The 17596-nt window shown below is 59.2% G+C and carries 14 protein-coding genes; 8 read left to right on the top strand and 6 right to left on the bottom strand.

Annotation, left to right across the window (positions count from 1 at the left end; all coding sequences use genetic code 11):
* Positions 1-179 precede the first annotated feature (179 nt).
* Positions 180-602: a DoxX family protein gene (locus tag ACL2XF_RS21750; RefSeq protein WP_410013049.1), complete on the top strand. Its 423-nt coding sequence runs from the start codon at positions 180-182 to the stop codon at positions 600-602.
* A gap of 105 nt (positions 603-707) precedes the next feature.
* Here the strand turns inward: ACL2XF_RS21750 and ACL2XF_RS21745 are convergent, their stop codons facing one another.
* Positions 708-1112: an ASCH domain-containing protein gene (locus tag ACL2XF_RS21745; protein WP_413727522.1), complete on the bottom strand. Its 405-nt coding sequence runs from the start codon at positions 1110-1112 to the stop codon at positions 708-710.
* Between the two features lie 196 nt (positions 1113-1308).
* On the opposite strand from ACL2XF_RS21745, the gene ACL2XF_RS21740 reads away from it, so the two are divergent.
* The 4 genes from ACL2XF_RS21740 to gorA all read left to right on the top strand — a co-directional run bounded on the left by ACL2XF_RS21740 (position 1309) and on the right by gorA (position 6936).
* Entirely contained in the window at positions 1309-3525 is a 2217-nt protein-coding gene (locus tag ACL2XF_RS21740) for a glycoside hydrolase (protein ID WP_413727521.1), read from the top strand.
* A 264-nt stretch (positions 3526-3789) separates the two neighbouring features.
* On the top strand, positions 3790-4242 hold the full coding sequence (locus tag ACL2XF_RS21735; protein WP_410013046.1) for an RcnB family protein: 453 nt from the start codon (positions 3790-3792) through the stop codon (positions 4240-4242).
* A 306-nt stretch (positions 4243-4548) separates the two neighbouring features.
* The gene (locus ACL2XF_RS21730) at positions 4549-5391 is read left to right on the top strand and encodes a 23S rRNA (adenine(2030)-N(6))-methyltransferase RlmJ (protein ID WP_410013045.1); all 843 of its coding nucleotides are present in this window, start codon (positions 4549-4551) and stop codon (positions 5389-5391) included.
* Positions 5392-5583: 192 nt separating this feature from the next.
* On the top strand, positions 5584-6936 hold the full coding sequence (gene gorA / locus ACL2XF_RS21725) for a glutathione-disulfide reductase (protein WP_413727520.1): 1353 nt from the start codon (positions 5584-5586) through the stop codon (positions 6934-6936).
* Between the two features lie 81 nt (positions 6937-7017).
* Here gorA and ACL2XF_RS21720 read toward each other — a convergent pair whose 3' ends face one another.
* On the bottom strand, positions 7018-7338 hold the full coding sequence (locus ACL2XF_RS21720; RefSeq protein WP_410013043.1) for a hypothetical protein: 321 nt from the start codon (positions 7336-7338) through the stop codon (positions 7018-7020).
* Between the two features lie 213 nt (positions 7339-7551).
* Between ACL2XF_RS21720 and ACL2XF_RS21715 the strand changes: the two genes are divergently transcribed.
* Positions 7552-7980 (top strand): MarR family winged helix-turn-helix transcriptional regulator, encoded by a 429-nt coding sequence (locus tag ACL2XF_RS21715; protein WP_410013042.1) that lies wholly within the window; start codon positions 7552-7554, stop codon positions 7978-7980.
* Positions 7977-9374: a DHA2 family efflux MFS transporter permease subunit gene (locus tag ACL2XF_RS21710; protein WP_413727519.1), complete on the top strand. Its 1398-nt coding sequence runs from the start codon at positions 7977-7979 to the stop codon at positions 9372-9374. The genes ACL2XF_RS21715 and ACL2XF_RS21710 overlap by 4 nt, the downstream gene beginning before the upstream one ends.
* Positions 9375-9401: 27 nt before the next feature.
* Here ACL2XF_RS21710 and ACL2XF_RS21705 read toward each other — a convergent pair whose 3' ends face one another.
* Positions 9402-10775: a cation:proton antiporter gene (locus ACL2XF_RS21705; protein ID WP_413727518.1), complete on the bottom strand. Its 1374-nt coding sequence runs from the start codon at positions 10773-10775 to the stop codon at positions 9402-9404.
* 235 nt (positions 10776-11010) lie between these two features.
* Here ACL2XF_RS21705 and ACL2XF_RS21700 point away from each other — a divergent pair, with 235 nt between their 5' ends.
* On the top strand, positions 11011-12132 hold the full coding sequence (locus ACL2XF_RS21700; protein ID WP_410016692.1) for a GNAT family N-acetyltransferase: 1122 nt from the start codon (positions 11011-11013) through the stop codon (positions 12130-12132).
* 51 nt (positions 12133-12183) lie between these two features.
* On the opposite strand, the gene ACL2XF_RS21695 is transcribed toward ACL2XF_RS21700, so the two are convergent.
* The 3 genes from ACL2XF_RS21695 to ACL2XF_RS21685 form a co-directional block, all read right to left on the bottom strand.
* Entirely contained in the window at positions 12184-14016 is a 1833-nt protein-coding gene (locus ACL2XF_RS21695; protein WP_410016691.1) for an ABC transporter ATP-binding protein, read from the bottom strand.
* A gap of 300 nt (positions 14017-14316) precedes the next feature.
* On the bottom strand, positions 14317-15585 hold the full coding sequence (locus ACL2XF_RS21690; protein WP_410013039.1) for an arginine deiminase: 1269 nt from the start codon (positions 15583-15585) through the stop codon (positions 14317-14319).
* A gap of 15 nt (positions 15586-15600) precedes the next feature.
* The gene (locus ACL2XF_RS21685; protein WP_413727517.1) at positions 15601-17109 is read right to left on the bottom strand and encodes an amino acid permease; all 1509 of its coding nucleotides are present in this window, start codon (positions 17107-17109) and stop codon (positions 15601-15603) included.
* Positions 17110-17596 lie beyond the last annotated feature (487 nt).

Raw genomic sequence — 17596 nt, 5'->3', positions numbered from 1 at the left:
CCCCACACCCCAGGCTGAGGGATGCCAATATGCCCCGCGGCCGTAGGGGAAATTTATTTTCGTTATTGCTGCTATTTGGTTGATCTGGCTCATTTAAGCGGTGGGCTTTTGTCGCTGAAAAGAGTAATAATGGTTACAACGATAATCATTCAAATTTATTGCAAATGGGATGGTGTAAAATGATTGCTGCTTTTAACCGTATGCTGGATAAACCGGATTTAGGAAGATTAGTGCTGCGCGTCGCTTTTGGCGGCATGATGATGCTTCATGGCATCCATAAAGCGATCTATGGTATTGACGGTATCGTCGGCATGGTGGAGCGGCACGGCATGCCGGCGTTTGTTGCCTACGGTGTGTTTCTCGGCGAGATAGTGGTGCCGGTGCTGTTTATCCTCGGCATCCTGGTACGCCCCGCCGCGCTGGTATTTTGTTTTACCATGCTCTTTGCCTGGCTGATTACCAATCCGGGCATGATATTGACCCTGGACAAAGTGGGCGGCTGGGGTTTTGAGGTTATCGCCGTTTACCTGTTCGCCGGCATCGCCATAGCGCTGTTGGGCTGCGGCCGGTATAGCGTGATGAGCAATCCTAACCTGCGTTAAACGCCCGCCCCCTCCGGCTTGGATGGCCGGCAAGGCATGGCGCCGTGCGGGAAATACCCCGCCATCCCGGCCCGGGGACGGCGGCTGCGGGCGATATGCCGTTTTTCATTGAAGTCTTTCTATCAGCGTGAATTGCTCGAATACCAGCAGCATCTCCGGTGAAAAGCCGCCCTCGCGCTGAAAAAAATCCCGATGCGCCGCCCGCCAGTAGTCCAGGCTCTTATCTCCCTCGCCTTCCAGGGCGGCCATGTCGGCGGTCACGTCGCAATAACGCACCAACCGTTGCGCCACGGTGCGGATGACGCAGGCGGGATTGTCGGCGCCGTCCAGTATCACATGATAACCGCCGACAGCCGGGGCCCCGTCCTGCCGGAAAGCGGTATAAGAACAGCAGGACGCGGTTTTTTCGCCGCGCAGGACCAGGGCCAGCAGAGTATCGGCCATCTCGGCGCTGTCGCCAAAAGCCCAGAATTGGGCGCCGGGATAACGGTCCGCAAGAACAATCCGCATGATAACCCCATCCTTTCAATAAATTACCTGGAAAAAATCTAAACGATCCATTAACAGAAAAGCCGTATTGAGTAAAGTAAATGGCATTGCCACGCCGCCATGATAGGGTTCACGACATCGCCAAATCCGGCTGAAGCAACAGCAAGCATTCCCCCTATAAATATAAAATAGTAACGCGGTATTCCGAGGTGACATCATGAACAAGACGCCCCGCCTCGCCGGGCAATGGCATTGCCTGGCCAAAAGCGTGACCTGCGGCCTGTTACTGCTGGCGGGATCGGCCAGCGCGTTAACCTTGCAACGCGATGACATGATCTTTACCGTCGACCCGTCCACGCTTGCCATCAGTATCGGCAATATGCCAGTAAATCAGCCGCAGGCGCCGCAGAAAGTCACTGCATTGAGCCACGGCCCCACCCAGGCTAACTGGTACTGGCCGCAGCGGGCAATGAACGTCGCCCTGCGGCTGGGGGATAACGAGTTATATCTTGATTTCACGACCGCCAAGCCGCAGCGCTTTATCTGGTTTTCCCTGCCCGAGCCGGTGAAAACACTGCTGTTGCCGCTGGCCGAAGGCAGCCGGGTGTCACTTAAGGATCCGCACTGGCAACAGTATCTGTTGGGCGAGATGTCATCGCTCAATACCAATATGGATTTAAAACTGCCGTTATGGAGCCAGTTGCAGGGCGGCCAGGTCGTCAGTTGGCTCTTACTCACGCCGATGCATAATGAGGTGGCATTTTCCGGCGCAGAAACCGCGGTGAAGATGGTCGCCGCGCATGAATTCAATCGATTTAATCAACATCAGCCTTTGCAGGTCCTGCTTTATGCGGGGCGTTCAGAGCTTTCCGGCGCCTTGCGCTATCGGCAATATCTGCAGCAAACCGGTCAGTTCACACCATTACAGGATAAAATCCGCCTGGCGCCGGAGGGCGAAAAACTGATCGGGGCCACCCATGTTTATCTATGGGGCAACGGCCCGCTCGATGTGTCCGATGTTATTGACTGGCCCGGACTGGCGCTGTATCTGCAATCGCCAGGGGGATTATCCCTGTGGGATAAAATCGATAAAGAGGGCAGGCAAACCCTTGAGACCGTTAAAACCCGGATTCCGCAGCCATGGCAGCAAGCCTCGCTGACCGCCGCGCTGAACGCAGCCTTAATCGACAGCGTTCCTGTTAACGCCACGCCCGATGATCCTGATTTCCTGCCGGCGCAGCAGGCACAGGCCAACGCCATACGCCGGCTTGCCGAACAGCGCCTGGGCCCCTTTCTTGCCCCTGCCGCAGCCTGGGGCCAGGGGTTAAGCACGCCATTGATAACCGCATTGCATCAGGCGGGGCTGCCGCGGTTATGGCTGGCAACTGAAAAGTGGACCGCTAATTTTATGGCGGCGCGGGCGGTGGCGCTGGCAAAAAAATCAGGCTATCTGATCGCCACCTATGATTCATACGATACGGCTATCCCGCGCGGCGTTAATGACAGCTGGTTAAGCGCGCAGATACCCGCGGCGCTGCGCGAAAACTGCGCCATCGTGGAAGCGCATGGCGGCAAAAAGCCCGGTTTTGGCCAAAAAGGGTATTATCTTAACCCCAGCTGTATGCTGTCGTTTTCGCAGAAAAGAATAAGCGAACTGATGCATCTGGGGAATCTGAACAGCCTGTTCCTGGATGTCGACGGCACCGGCATGGCCGCGGATGACTATCATCCGGTCCACCCGAGCGGCGCGCAGCACACCATTGCCGCCCGCAATGCCCGCATGGCCTGGTTTAATACCACCTTTAAACTGCCCTTGGGATCAGAGGACGGCAACGCGGCCAATGCGGGTCAGCTGATGTTTGCGCATGGCACCCAGACCTGGGGATTTGGCTGGGGCCGCAAGGATATGTATCAGGATCGCCGTTCCCCCTGGTATCTCGGCGCCTGGTGGCCGGATGCCCAGCCGGCATTCTTTTTTGCCCCGGCAAAGGTGAAGGAGCCTTATCGCAGCGTTGTATTCGACCCGCGCAATCGTATCCCGCTTTATCAGGCCGTTTTTCACGATGCCCTTATCAGCAGCCATCACTGGCACACCGACAACCTCAAGTTAAGCGAGGTGAAAACGACCCGGACCTTGCTTAGCGGGCTGTATAACACGGCACCGATGTATCATCTTAATCGCGCCACGCTCGCCGCCAGACTACCGGAAATACTCAAAACGGATGCTGTCTTCCGCCCGCTGCATACCGCACTGTGGAATCAAGCGCTGACGGGTTTCCGCTGGCTGGACGACGCCGGCTGGGTGCAGCAAACCACGTTTAGCGACGGGTCGGTGATTGTCGCCAACTTCAGCCAAAGCGCCTTTGCGGATATTCCCGCCCAAGGCCTGCGCGCAACCCTGGCCGACGGCCGGATACTGGATTTTAAAGGATAGCGTCATGCGTAACGCCTAAGGAAGCCGGTTCCTTCCCGCGGCATCACCACCGGGGCCGGACACTATGCCGCGCGCGTTTAACCATGGCTGATAGCCGGGGGGCGCCCGCATTACCTTCACATATGTAAGGAATGCGATAAGGGCGGTAAATCATTGTCAGTAGGGCATTTTTTTAAGATATTTCCTGATGTCGTCCCGTCTGATCTCGCTGATAGTGTGCTTACTGGCTTGGCGAAGCAGTCGCTTAATTGAGGGTGACAAAAAATGAAAAAATCTACGCTGCTAATGGTAATCACATTAATTTCAGCAAGCGCCTGCCTCCCGACAGCGTCATACGCCGACGGTCCCGGCGGACACGACGGCCAGGATTGGCAGCCCCGCAACGGGGGCGGCGACCATCACGGTAATGGCGGCCCGGGCGGACAAGGCGGCCATGACAACCGGGGCGGCCATGATAACCGGGGCCATGGCGACCGGGGCGGCCCGCGCGGCCGTGAACGCGACCATTTCGCCTGGAACGGCCATGATTTCAGGCGCGGACATCCGGTACCGCGCTATTACCGCGAACATTACCGCGTTGATGACTGGCGTAGCCGTGGCCTGTACGAGCCGCCCAGAGGCGAGCAATGGGCCTATATCGACGGTAATTATGTACTGATGGCGGTGGCGACCGGAGTGATAACGTCCATTATCGTCGGCAGCATGCTGCATAACTAACGCCTTTTCCTGCCGATGGGTTAACGCCCATCGGCAGGCTTTACCTGGTTTTCCCCCTCGTTTTCCCCCGCCCTGGCGCTATCCAGGCATAAAAAAGCCCGCAGGTCGCGGGCAATGCTTTTCCCTTTTTATCCCCAAGGCGGTTTATACTAGCGCCCATGATATGCTGTGCCCTGTAGCGCGCCCCGTACCTGTCTTGCCGTTAGGGCCGTAAATCTTCAGCACCGCAACGACGCACAGTAGTCACTTTCGGTAACGCACTGATTATACTGTAAATAACAACATCATCTGAAAGCGCAAAACACTATGTTAAGTTATCGCCACAGTTTTCATGCCGGTAATCACGCCGATGTGCTGAAACACACCGTCCAGAGTCTGATCCTGACGGCCATGAAGGAAAAAGAAAAACCTTTCCTTTATCTTGATACCCATGCGGGTGCCGGGCGCTATTTGCTCAGCAGCGAGCGCGCCGAACGCACCGGGGAATACCTGGATGGCATCGGCAAGATCTGGCAGCGGGACGATTGTCCGGCGCTGCTGGACCCCTACCTGACGGTAATCCGTCATTATAACCGCAGCGGTACCCTGCGTTATTACCCCGGCTCGCCGCTGATTGCGCGCCAGATGCTGCGCGCGCAGGACAAGCTGCACCTGACGGAACTGCATACCAGCGATTATCCGCTGCTGCGTAATGAGTTCCAGAAAGACGCGCGCGCCGAAGTATTGCGCGCCGACGGTTATGCCCAGTTGAAATCCCAACTGCCGCCGCAGAGCCGGCGCGGGATGATCCTGATGGACCCGTCCTATGAGCTGAAATCCGATTATCCCGACGTAGTGTCCGGCATTGAGGAGGGTTACAAGCGTTTTGCCACCGGCATTTACGCTCTGTGGTATCCGGTAGTGCTGCGCCAGCATGTGAAAAAAATCCTGGCATCGCTTGAGAAAACCGGCATCCGCCGCATCCTGCAAATCGAACTGGCGGTCAGGCCGGACAGCGACCAGCGCGGCATGACCGGCTCGGGCATGATTGTGATCAATCCGCCGTGGATGCTGGAGCAACAGATGACCGAGCTGTTGCCCTGGCTGCACCAGGCGCTGGTGCCCACCGGACACGGCCATACGCTGGTGCGCTGGGTGGTGCCGGAATAACCGCGGGCGAATCCGGCGGCGCCCGGGCGGCGGCCAACGCCGACAGATCGGGCAGCGCCGGGCCAACGCCCAGGCCGGCGCATTGCCACGGCGCCCCGCTCTGCGCCTATCGGAGGGATTGATGCAAACTTTGCGACAAATGCGTTTTGCGCGTTAAACTTGTGCCCATCAAAAGACCAAAAGGGAATCCTGATGACCAGACATTACGACTATCTTGCTATTGGCGGCGGCAGCGGCGGTATCGCCTCGATTAACCGTGCCGCATCGTACGGCCGGAAGTGCGCGCTGATCGAGGCCAAATATCTTGGCGGCACCTGCGTCAATGTCGGTTGCGTCCCGAAAAAAATCATGTGGCACGCGGCGCAAATCGCCGAGGCGATCAAGCTCTACGGTCCGGATTATGGTTTCGACACCACCATTAACCATTTTGACTGGCAGACCCTGGTCAAGAGCCGCAGCGCCTATATCGACCGCATCCATCAGTCCTACGAACGGGTGCTGGGCAATAACAACGTCGATGTTATCGAGGGTTTCGCCACCTTTGTTGACGCGCATACCGTAGCAGTCAACGGCGAACACATCACCGCCGATCATATTCTGATCGCGACCGGCGGACGCCCCAGCCATATCGATATCCCCGGCGCCGAATACGGTATCGATTCCGACGGTTTTTTCGCGCTGGACGCCATGCCGCAGCGCGTGGCGGTGGTCGGCGCCGGTTATATCGCGGTGGAGCTTGCCGGGGTGGTGAATGCGCTGGGCGCGCAGACCCATTTGTTTGTGCGTAAGCACGCGCCGCTGCGCACCTTCGATCCGCTGGTGGTGGAGACGCTGGTGGAAATCATGCAGGCGGAAGGCCCGAACCTGCATACCGGCTCAATTCCCGAAACCATTGTGAAAAACCAGGACGGCAGCCTGACGCTGACGCTGGAAAACGGCCAGGTATTTACCGTCGACGCGCTGATTTGGGCCATCGGGCGCGAGCCGTCCACTGATAACCTCAACCTGGCCGCGGCCGGGGTGGAAACCGACAGCAACGGCTATATCCGGGTGGATAAATACCAGAATACCAATGTCCAGGGCATCTACGCCGTCGGCGACAATACCGGCGCGGTGGAACTGACCCCGGTGGCGGTGGCCGCGGGTCGCCGCCTGTCGGAACGCTTGTTTAACGGCAAGCCGGAAGAACATCTGGATTACAATCTCATCCCAACCGTCGTGTTCAGCCATCCGCCCATCGGCACCATCGGCCTGACCGAGCCGGAAGCGATCGCCAAATACGGTGAAAAACAGATCAAGATATACAAAACAGCGTTTACCTCCATGTACACCGCCGTGACAAGCCATCGCCAGCCATGCAGGATGAAGCTGGTGTGCCTGGGGCCGGAGGAAAAAATTATCGGCCTGCACGGCATCGGCCTGGGCATGGATGAGATCCTTCAGGGCTTTGCCGTGGCCATGAAGATGGGCGCCACCAAGCGTGATTTTGATAATACCGTGGCGATTCATCCCACCGCGGCGGAAGAATTGGTCACCATGCGATAAGGCTATACCCCATCGTCCCATCCCGGTAAAAATCCGGAAAACGCGTTCACTGGCGATAGATCCCCTGATCTACCGCCAGTGTCATTTTCCGGCACCGCCATGGAAACGCCCGAACGCGCGGGCGCACACCAGCGCCATTAACAGCGCGCCCAGGCCGGCGGCGCCCGCGTCCGCCATAGCGCGTAGAGTGAAAGATCCCACCTGGTAAATCAAAAAATAGGCCAGCGCCACATTGAATGCCCCCCACAACACATTAACGGTTGCCGATGACAGCCCCTGGCCCGGCGGCGTGGCAAAGGGACTTTGGAAAGACCGCCCCATCATTCCGCTGACCAAATGTGGAATCGCGTTGGCGACAACGGCTCCGCCCAAGAAATACGACAGGTAGTGATACCACGGCATGCGGGGATCCTCCAATGACCATATCAGTGTGTTGCCCGCCGCTTGCCGCGCAGCGGCCGATGGCTTCGCCCGGCGGCGCGGGTTGACGGCGCCAGGTGCGCGGCGCCAGGAATGAGATTTGCACTTAACAGTCAAACTTGCAAGTTTATCTTGCAAGTTTGACTGGCAACATTCATGCTTTCCCTATCATTTACCCATTATGGTGACCAAAGCATGTCAGCCAATACCCCGGAGCAAGACGTTTTCGATTTTATGCAGGCGATAGGGATGCTTATCCGGCGTACCCGCAATGAATCCGGGGCGGGAGAACTTTCAATGACCGAGTCTGTCGTCATGTCGCGGCTGGCTAACGACGGCCCCGCCACCACGGCGGCGCTGGCGCGCGCTGAAAGGATGAAGCCGCAGTCTATGGGCGCGACCATTGCCGCGCTTGAAGACATGGGCATCGTCAGGCGTACGCCGCATGCCACCGACGGCCGCCAGGTGCTTATCGAGCTGACGGCGCGCGGGGTTGAGCTACGCAAGAAAAACCGCGAGGCGAAACGGCTGTGGTTATCGCAGGCGATCGCGGAACTTGACGTGGAAGAACGCGCCATGCTTTTCAAGGCCGGCGGGATCATCAAACGACTGGCCGAAAAATGAACCCGGGAACGAAGCGCGGCAACGCGCCCGGCGAAATCGGCTCATCCGTGTGGAAAGTGGCCGTCGTCGTCTTGATCGGGTCGTTTATGACGCAGCTCGATTCGACCGTGGTCAACGTTTCACTCTCGACCATCAGCCATACGCTCGGCTCATCGATTGCGACGGCGCAGTGGATCGTCAGCGGCTATCTGCTGGCGATGACCCTGATGCTGCCGCTCAACGGCTGGCTCGTGGATCGCATCGGCGCAAAGCGGCTTTATCTTATCTGTTTCGCGGTCTTTATCCTGGCGTCCGTTCTGTGCGGCGCGTCGCAAACGATGGGCGGATTGATCGCCGCCCGGGTGTTCCAGGGTCTGGTGGGCGGCGTGCTGGCGCCCATGACGCAGATGATGATTGCGCGCGCGGCGGGGAAAAACATGGCGCGGGTGATGGGCTACGCCACGCTGCCTATCCTGCTCGCACCCATTCTCGGCCCGGTGGTGGCCGGGACGATCCTGACGCAGGCCACCTGGTCCTGGTTGTTCTACCTTAACGTACCGGTGGGGGTGGCAGGTGTCGCACTGGCGGCGTTACTGCTGCCGGGTGATGCCGTCACCTTGCCATCGCGGCCGTTCGATCTTCCCGGTTTCGCGCTGATTTCCCCCGGCCTCGTGGCGTTGATTTACGGGCTGCAAAATGCGGCGCACGCCGGGGGACGATGGCTGCTGCTTGCGGCCGTCGTGGTCCTGGCCGGGTTCGTGCGCCATTCCTGGCGCAAGGGGGATTCAGCGCTGATCGACGTACGGATTTTCTCGCACCGGACCTTCTCTGTCGCCGCGATCACACAATTTTTCGCCAGCGGCATCATGTACGGCCGGCAGCTGATCGTCCCGCTGTACCTGATAGCCGGCTGTGGGTTATCCGCCGCGCACGCGGGCTGGCTTATCGCCGCGACGGGGATCGGCATGATGTGCTCGTTTGCGTTGCTGGGGGCGTTGACCGACAGGTACGGCTGCCGCGCGGTCTCGGCGGGCGGCGCGTTGCTGGCGTTCCTGAGCACCCTGGCGTTCCTGTGGATGGCAAGCCATCTGTTCTCCCCCGCCTGGGCCATGGCAAGCCTGTTTCTCGCCGGCGTGGGCCAGGGAACCATCAGCATACCATCCATATCGGCCGCGTATGCGTCGATACCGAAAGCGAGGCTTGCCGTGGCGAACACCGCGCTGAATATCGCACAACGGATCGGCGGGCCGGTGGCGACCACGCTCCTGGCCATGGCCGTCTCGTTAACCCCGCCACACCCCGCCCATGCCCAGCCGCGGCAATTCTTGCTGGCCTTTGCGCTGCTTTCGGGCCTGCACCTGTTGGCGTTCGTGGCGGCGATGTTCCTGCCGTTGCGCATATCGCGCGCAGCCTGAGCCAGAAACACCGGCGCGGCAACCGGCTCAGCCCTCGCCGGAGGAGTCGGGCCTGTCCCCGCGTTGCGCGGCCGCCGCCATTTTGTCCTGCCGCCAGTTAAGCAGCGGCGAAACCGAGATGCCGTGCACGATAACGCTTGCCACAATCAGCGTAAACGCCATATTGGCCATGCGCTCGGCATCAGGGCCGGACAGGCCGTGGATATAGGCCCAGGTAATATAGTTGATGCTGCCGATGCCGCGGATACCCAGCCAGCCGATCAAGACCCGGTGCAGGCGCGGCGTGCCGCTGCCGATGGTCGCCGCATACACTGCGAGCGGGCGAACCAGCAAAAATACGATTGCCGCCAGCACCAATCCCATGGGATCCCAATGCAGCGCCAGGGTGACGCCCAACACGATAACGATACCGGCGGCAAACAACCGTTCCATGGTATCGCCAAAGGAGAGCGCGTCGCTGACCACCAGGCCGACGGAGCGCAGCGGCCCCGACGCACCGGACTCATGGCGCTGGTTGGGATTGACCAGGGATTCCGCCGTGCCGCCGCGCGCGTCCTCCGGCAAATGGTCCGGCGAATGCCGGGAAAAGATGCCCAGCTCGGTGCGCCTGAGCCCGACGCCGGCGGCAAACGTGGCTAAAAAGCCCGACGCGTCCAGGCTTTGCGCCGCGGCGTAGCTTAATGCCACCAGCGCCAGGGCCAGGAAATCATTGGGCGCGGTGTCGTTCCGGGTACTTTTCAGGTGCGTGGCCAGATGGCCAATCAGCCGGCCCATGCCAAAACCGATGCCCAGCCCGCCCAGCAGCGCCCAGGCGACATCGCGCAGCGCCCAGTGGCCCAGCATGCCGAACGACAGCGGCTCATGGGTGGTCAGCAGCAGCATGGCCAACATTAAAATCGGCAGCGCCGTGCCGTCGTTCATGCCCGCTTCGCTGGACAGGGAGACCCGCAGGCTATCGTCGTCGCGGGCGTCGTTAACCGAAATCAGGCTGGCCAGCACCGGATCGGTCGGCGCCACTATCGCGCCGAAGGCCAGGGATAGCGGCCAGGAGAATCCGGTCAGCCAGTGGGCGGCCAGCGTCACGCCGCCGACCGTCAGGATCATCGCCGGGAAAGCCAGGCGCAGTCCCATGCGCCAGCCCTGGTCCTGGAACGGCAATCGCAGCTTGAGGCCGGTAATAAACAGCGAGGCGGCCATGGCAATTTCGGTGACATGCGCGATTAACATCGCGTGGGCGGCCACATCCACCCGCAGCAGGTTCAGCACCCAGGGACCGCAGACGATGCCCGCCAACAGATATACGCCGAATGAGGTGACGGGCCCGCGATGGATCCAGCCGGACGCCAGCGACATGACTAATAACAAGCCGCCCACGGCCGCTGTCCATCCCGTAAAACCCATGCGTTCCCCTGATAATGTCGTTATTCCCCTCTAAGTATGATCTATTTTTTTTATTCGCTCTGATTATGTGTGGACGGACTATCGGCACCCCGGCACGGCACATCGCTTCACGCTGGAAAACTAACCCGCCTTGAGATACCGCGCCTTTGCCACTGCGTGCCCCCGCCCTTGCGTATCGCGCGGCAACTGGCTACTGTTCTTTCTGATTGTCGGCACTTCACCGGAGCATATTGTGATGTCTTTAACGTCCCTGGCGCGCCTGCGCGATATTCCCGCCGGCGAGTGGGATGCCCTGGTCCCGGCCGGACAACCCTTTCTGCGCCACGCTTTTCTGTCGTCGCTTGAGGACAGCGGCAGCCTTGATCCGCGTTCGGGCTGGCAAGCCGACCATCTGTTATGGGTGGAGGACGGCCGTACCCTTGCCGCCATGCCCGGCTACCGGAAACACCACTCCTATGGCGAATATGTTTTCGATCAGGGCTGGGCGGAAGCCTGCGAACGCGCCGGTATTCAGTATTATCCCAAATGGCTGGGCGCCGTGCCCTTCAGTCCGGTAACCGGCGCCAGGCTGCTCGGCGACCCGGCGGCGGGCGCCCGGCTGCTGGCGGCGCTGCCGGGGCATCTGGCCCGCCACGGCCTCTCGGGCGCGCATATCAACTTTACCGATTCCCGCGCCAACGGTCTGCTGGCGGCCGAGCCGGACTGGCTCAGGCGCCTGGGTTGCCAGTATCATTGGTTTAATCGCGGCTACCGGGATTTCCAGGATTTTCTTGATGCCCTGACCTCGCGCAAACGCAAGCAAATGCGCAAGGAACGCGGGCAGGTCCTGGCGCAGGGCATTGAGTTCGCCTGGCTTGCGGGCGGGCAGGTGAGCGAGGCGCAGTGGGACTTTATCTACGCCTGCTACGCCAATACCTATGAGGTGCGCGGCCGCACGCCCTACCTGGCACGGGACTTTTTTAGCCTGCTGGCCGCACGGATGCCCGACGCCGTCCGGGTGGTGCTGGCCAGCCAACGGGGCCGCCCGGTGGCCATGGCCTTCAGCCTGGTGGACGGCGATACGTTTTACGGGCGCTATTGGGGCTGCCTGGCGGAATTCGATCGGCTGCATTTCGAAACCTGTTTTTACCAGGGCATTGATTATGCCATTGCCCATGGGCTGGCGCGTTTTGACGCCGGCGCCCAGGGCGAGCATAAGCTTATCCGCGGTTTCGAGCCGGTGCTGACCGACTCATGGCACTACCTGCGCCACCCCGGCCTGCGCGAGGCGGTGGCCGATTTCCTGACGCAAGAACAACAGGCCGTGCGCGCCTGGGCGCAGGACGCCAGGCAGTCGCTACCCTACCGCCAGGACTGAGCAAAACGTGGCGATAACCGGCACCGACCAAGCGCCATGCCGCCGCCCTGATTACTCCGCCCCGACAAATCCGCCGGTCTGGTATTGCCATAACCGGGCATACAACCCCTGGCGGGCCAGCAGTTCGTTATGGCTGCCGACCTCGGCGATGCGCCCATTATCCAGCACCACCAGCCGATCCATCTTGATAATGGTCGACAGCCGGTGGGCGATGGCAATGACCGTCTTGCCGCGCATCAGCAGCTCCAGGCTTTCCTGGATGGCCGCCTCCACCTCCGAATCCAGCGCCGAGGTCGCCTCGTCCATAATCAGGATCGGCGCGTCCTTCAGCAATACCCGGGCGATGGCGATACGCTGGCGCTGCCCGCCGGAGAGCTTCACGCCGCGCTCGCCGACATGGGCATCCAGGCCGGTACGGCCCTGCGGGTCGGACAGCAGCGGGATAAACTCGTCGGCGCGGGCGCGGCGAATGGCATCCCACAGTTGCTCGTCGCTGGCGCCGGGTTTGCCATACAGCAGGTTATCGCGGATAGAACGGTGCAGCAGGGAGGTATCCTGGGTGATCATGCCGATCTGCGCCCGCAGGCTCTCCTGGCTGACGTGGGCGATATCCTGCCCGTCGATAAGAATCCGGCCGCCGTCCAGGTCGTACAGGCGCAGCAGCAGGTTCACCAGCGTCGACTTGCCGGCTCCGGAGGGGCCGATCAGACCGATTTTTTCGCCGGGTTGGATAAACAGATCCAACCCGTTTATCACCGGCCGCTCCCGGCCGTAGTTAAAATCAACATGATCAAACCGAATGGCGCCGCGGTCGACCACCAGCCGCTGCGCCCGCGGCCGGTCGGTGACGCTGACCGGTTGGGCGATGGTTTCCAGGCCGTCCTGCACCATGCCGATATTTTCAAAAATGCCGTTAACCACCCACATGATCCAGCCCGACATATTGACGATGCGGATCACCAGGCCGGTGGCCAGCGCAATGGCGCCCACGCTTAACAGCGACTGGGTCCATAACCACAGCGCCAGCCCGGTGGTGCCGACGATCAGCAGGCCGTTGAGCGTGGTGATCACCACGTCCATACTGGTGACCACACGGCTTGCCAGCTGGGTTTTATACGTCTGCTCGCTGATAGCCTCGCGGGCATACTGCTGCTCCAGCGCCGTATGCGCGAACAGTTTCAGGGTGGTGATATTGGTATAGCCGTCGACAATACAGCCCATCAGCTTGGAACGCGCCTCTGAAGACGCCACCGAGCGGGCTTTGACCCTGGGCACGAAATAATACAGGCAGACCAGGTAGCCGAAAATCCAGGCCACCAGGGGGATCACCAGACGCCAATCCGCCTCGGCAAACAGCACCAGCGTGGTGATGGCGTAAATCAACACATGCCACAGGGCGTCCACCGCCTGCACCAGCGAGTCGCGCAGTGAATTGCCGGTTTGCATAATGCGCTGGGCGATGCGGCCGGCAAAATCATTCTGGAAAAAATTCAGGCTCTGGCGCAGCACGTAGTTATGATTTTGCCAGCGGATCAGGCTGGTCATACCCGGGCTGATGGTCTGGTGCACCAGCAGGTCGTGCAGGCCGATGAACACCGGACGCAGCAACAGGATCACCACCGTCATCCACAGCAGTTCGCCGCCGTGCTCGCTGAAAAAACGCGTGCCGGGCGTGCCGTTGACCAGGTCGATAATCCGGCTCAGGTAGCTGAACATCGCCACCTCGATAAGCGCGCCGACCAAACCCACCACCAGCAGCGCGGCAAAGCTCGGCCAGACCTGGCGCAGATAATACCAATAGAAAGGCCATACCCGGCCGGGTGGCGCCTTCGTCGGCGCTTCCTGGAAAACGTCGATAAATTTTTCGAAACGGCGGTACAGCATCACAATCCTCTCATCTCGTTTAAGCTGGGCGTACCCGGGATAAAGAAGAGTAGTGCATTTTGCGCCGGATTTTTGACTCAATTCACCGCTCATTAAGCCACAGTACCTTATGGCGGCGAGGAAACGCGGCGGGGCTCATGACGTAAAAAACGGCGCGCTCCCCGGCGCCCGCCGTCAGGTTGCCGCCGGCAGGCGTTATGCAGAGCGCGCCGTTCCACTGCTTCTCTTATTGATGCCGCCGCGTGAACGGGCGGATGTTATCGGCGCAATCCCGACGGCCTTGTCCCTTGGCGCGCGGGATCACTCAACCGCGTCGCGAATCAGCGGACAGGTCATGCAATGACCGCCGCCGCGTCCGCGGCCCAGCTCGCTGCCCACGATTTCAATGACCTCCACCCCTTCTTTACGCAGCCGGGTATTGGTTTTGGTATTGCGATCATAGGCCATGACCTTGCCGGGAGACAGCGCCACCATGTTATTGCCGCTGTCCCACTGCTGGCGTTCGGTATCGTAATCATTGCCCTCGGTTTCGACCACGCGCAGCGTATCCAGGTTTAACGCCGCGGCCACCGCCTCGACAAAGGAGCCCGGGTCGCGGCTGAGCTTCATGCCGGTCGGGCCGTCGTCCGGACGCAGGGAAAACGTTTTGATTTGATTGACGATGGCCGGATACAGCGTCACCACATCCCGATCGCAGAAGGTGAATACCGTATCCAGATGCATCGCCGCGCGCAGTTTCGGCATGGCGGCAATCATTACCCGTTCCACCCCGGACTGTTTTTTAGCGAACAGCGACGCCGCCAGTTGGGTAATGGCCTGGTGCGAGGTACGTTCGCTCATGCCGATGAGCACCGTTTTATTGCCGATAGGCATCACATCGCCGCCTTCCAGGGTGGCGGTGCCGTGGTGAACCGTCGGATCGCCATACCAGACATCGAAATGGGCATGGGCAAAATCCGGATGGAATTTATAGATAGCCGCCATCAGCAATGTTTCCTCATGGCGGGCCGGCCAGTAAAGCGGGTTAAGCGTGACGCCGCCGTAGATCCAGCAGGTCGTGTCGCGGGTATACAGGGTATTGGGCAACGGCGGCAGCAGGTACTCGGTAATGCCCACCGCTTCACGGATCAGCGTCAGTTCCTCATGATCGGCATATCCCTGCGCGGCCAGTTCGGTGGTGGAGAGGCCGCCTATCAGCACTTCGGCCAGGATCCGCGGCGGCAGGCCATCGAGGAAACTGCGGGTTTCGCTTAATATCCCAAGCGTTACCTCATCGGGCACGATTTGCTGATCAAGCAGCCAGCTCCTGGCCAAAGGATTTTCCAGGGTCGTCGCCAGCAGGTTATGCATTTCCACCACCTCGACGCCCTGCTCGCGCATTTTGGTCATAAAGTCGAAATGATCGCGTTTGGCGCGCTCCACCCACAGCACGTCGTCAAATAACAGTTCATCACAGTTACTGGGCGTCAGGCGATTATGCGCCCTCCCCGGCGCGCACACCAAGACCTTGCGCAGTCGTCCCACTTCCGAATAAACGCCATACTCCGCAGGTTTTTGCTTCTCTGTCATATCAGCTCCCGTCATTTAGATGGTGATAACCCCGGTGGCGAGACTCCACAGCGCCGCAATGGCCGCCAGCATCACGACGATAAAGACTGTCCGTTCCGCCGCGGTGAATAATTCCGCCTTCTGTTCACGTTTTGCGAGAATAAACAGCACGGTGCCGGGTCCGTAGATCACGGCGGACAACAGCAGATACTTTAATCCGCCGGCATAAATCATCAGCAACGCGTAAAAGGTAGCGATTGCCGCAAAAAGCAGGTCTTTTTTATGCCCCCGCCAATCGGTTTCATAGGTCTCGCCGGTCCAGGCCAGCTTTAAGGCGTAGGCGCCGACCAGTAAATAAGGGATAAGCGTCAGCGAGCTGGTCAATTCAAGCGCCAGCTGAAAGGCATAATCACTAAACAACGTCAGGACCAGGAAAACCTGGATGGTGATATTGGTCAGCCATACGGCGGCGGAGGGGACCGCCCGGCTATTTTCCGTGGCGAATATCTTCGGCATGCTTTGGCTTTTGGCGGCGCAGAACAGCACTTCCGCCGCCAGCAGCGACCAGGAGAGATATGCGCCGAGCACCGAAATAATCAGCCCCGCGCTGATAAACACCGCACCCCAGCGGCCCACCACCGCTTCCAGCACGCCGGCCATGGACGGCTGGCGCAAGGCGGCCAGGTCCGGGCGCAGCAATACGCCGTAGGACAGCATGGTCACCAGTATCATCAGGCACAGCACGCCGATAAAACCCAGCACCGTGGCAATGCCGATATGGCTGCGCTGCCGGGCATAGCGGGAATAGACGCTGGCGCCCTCGATTCCTAAAAAGACAAATACCGTCACCAGCATGGTGCTCCGTACCTGGGAAAACAGCGATTCGGGCTGCGCCGCCGGCGCCATCGCCAGGGCGGCATGGCCGGCATAGCCGTAGTCGTTGAGGTGCGATACGTCGCCGCCGCGCGCCAAATCCGGGACGCCCCAGAAATTGGCGGCAAAAAAATCGCCTTTGAAGGCGAAAATCAAGACAATGACAAAACAGAATATCGGAATAACTTTGGCGAAGGTGGCGATGGTATTGATTGACGCGGCGCCTTTTACGCCACGCAACAACAGCACATGGAATGCCCAGAGAATAACCGAAGCCACCAGTACCGCCGGCACGGTATCGCCATTGCCGAATATCGGAAAAAAGGCGCCAAGCGTGGATTTTATTAAAATATAATAAGAAACGTTGCCTATACAGGTGCCCGCCCAGAATCCCAGGGCGGAGGCAAAACCTAAATAATCGCCGAATCCTTCCTTGGCATAAATAAATACCCCGGAATTGAGTTCAGGCTTGCGCTGGGCCAGCGTCTGGAAGACAAAAGCCAGCATCAGCATACCGCCGCCCGCGATACACCAGGCGATCAGGGCGCCGAAGCCGCCGGTGGCGCGACCGAAGGTGGCCGGCAGGGAAAATATACCGGCGCCGATCATCGACCCCACCACCAAAGCCGTAAGCGACCATAGAGACAATTTCGCGTCTGCTGAGTTTGTCATATATATTCTCAATGTCTTGCGGTAAATCATAAATTAACTCATTTTTTACGCAATGTATTGTGATCTTTTCGTGATTTTAGATTTTTGCAATATATCCATTCCATGCCTTTGGCGGCATGCCTGTCGCCATGATTTCTATATCCATAGAAACTAAATGATGAATTATTTTTAATACGAAAGTTAATTTTAGAAGGAAATCATATTAATTATATTTATTACATATTACCTAACAACATTAAAAAAACGCGGTGGAATATCCGCCGATATCATAGTTATTATTTCTCGCACCGCTGCGCCTTTAAATATGCCGCGAAGACCATTATGCCGTTTTTTATCATGCCGGGTCCGCTACGCGGCGGCATGGGCGCTTGACCGGGGCCGTGGTTTTTCTGTTTTCCACGCGAGGGGATTTGCCGGTATCATCCGGCGCGTTATCGTCGGACCAAACAGTTTTTTTTATTGATCGAAACGTCTTATCAATGGGTAA

The sequence above is a fragment of the Sodalis sp. RH19 genome, from assembly GCF_047324215.1.
In the GTDB taxonomy this organism is placed as follows: domain Bacteria; phylum Pseudomonadota; class Gammaproteobacteria; order Enterobacterales; family Enterobacteriaceae; genus Acerihabitans.
This window is presented reverse-complemented; position numbering and strand designations above follow the sequence as displayed.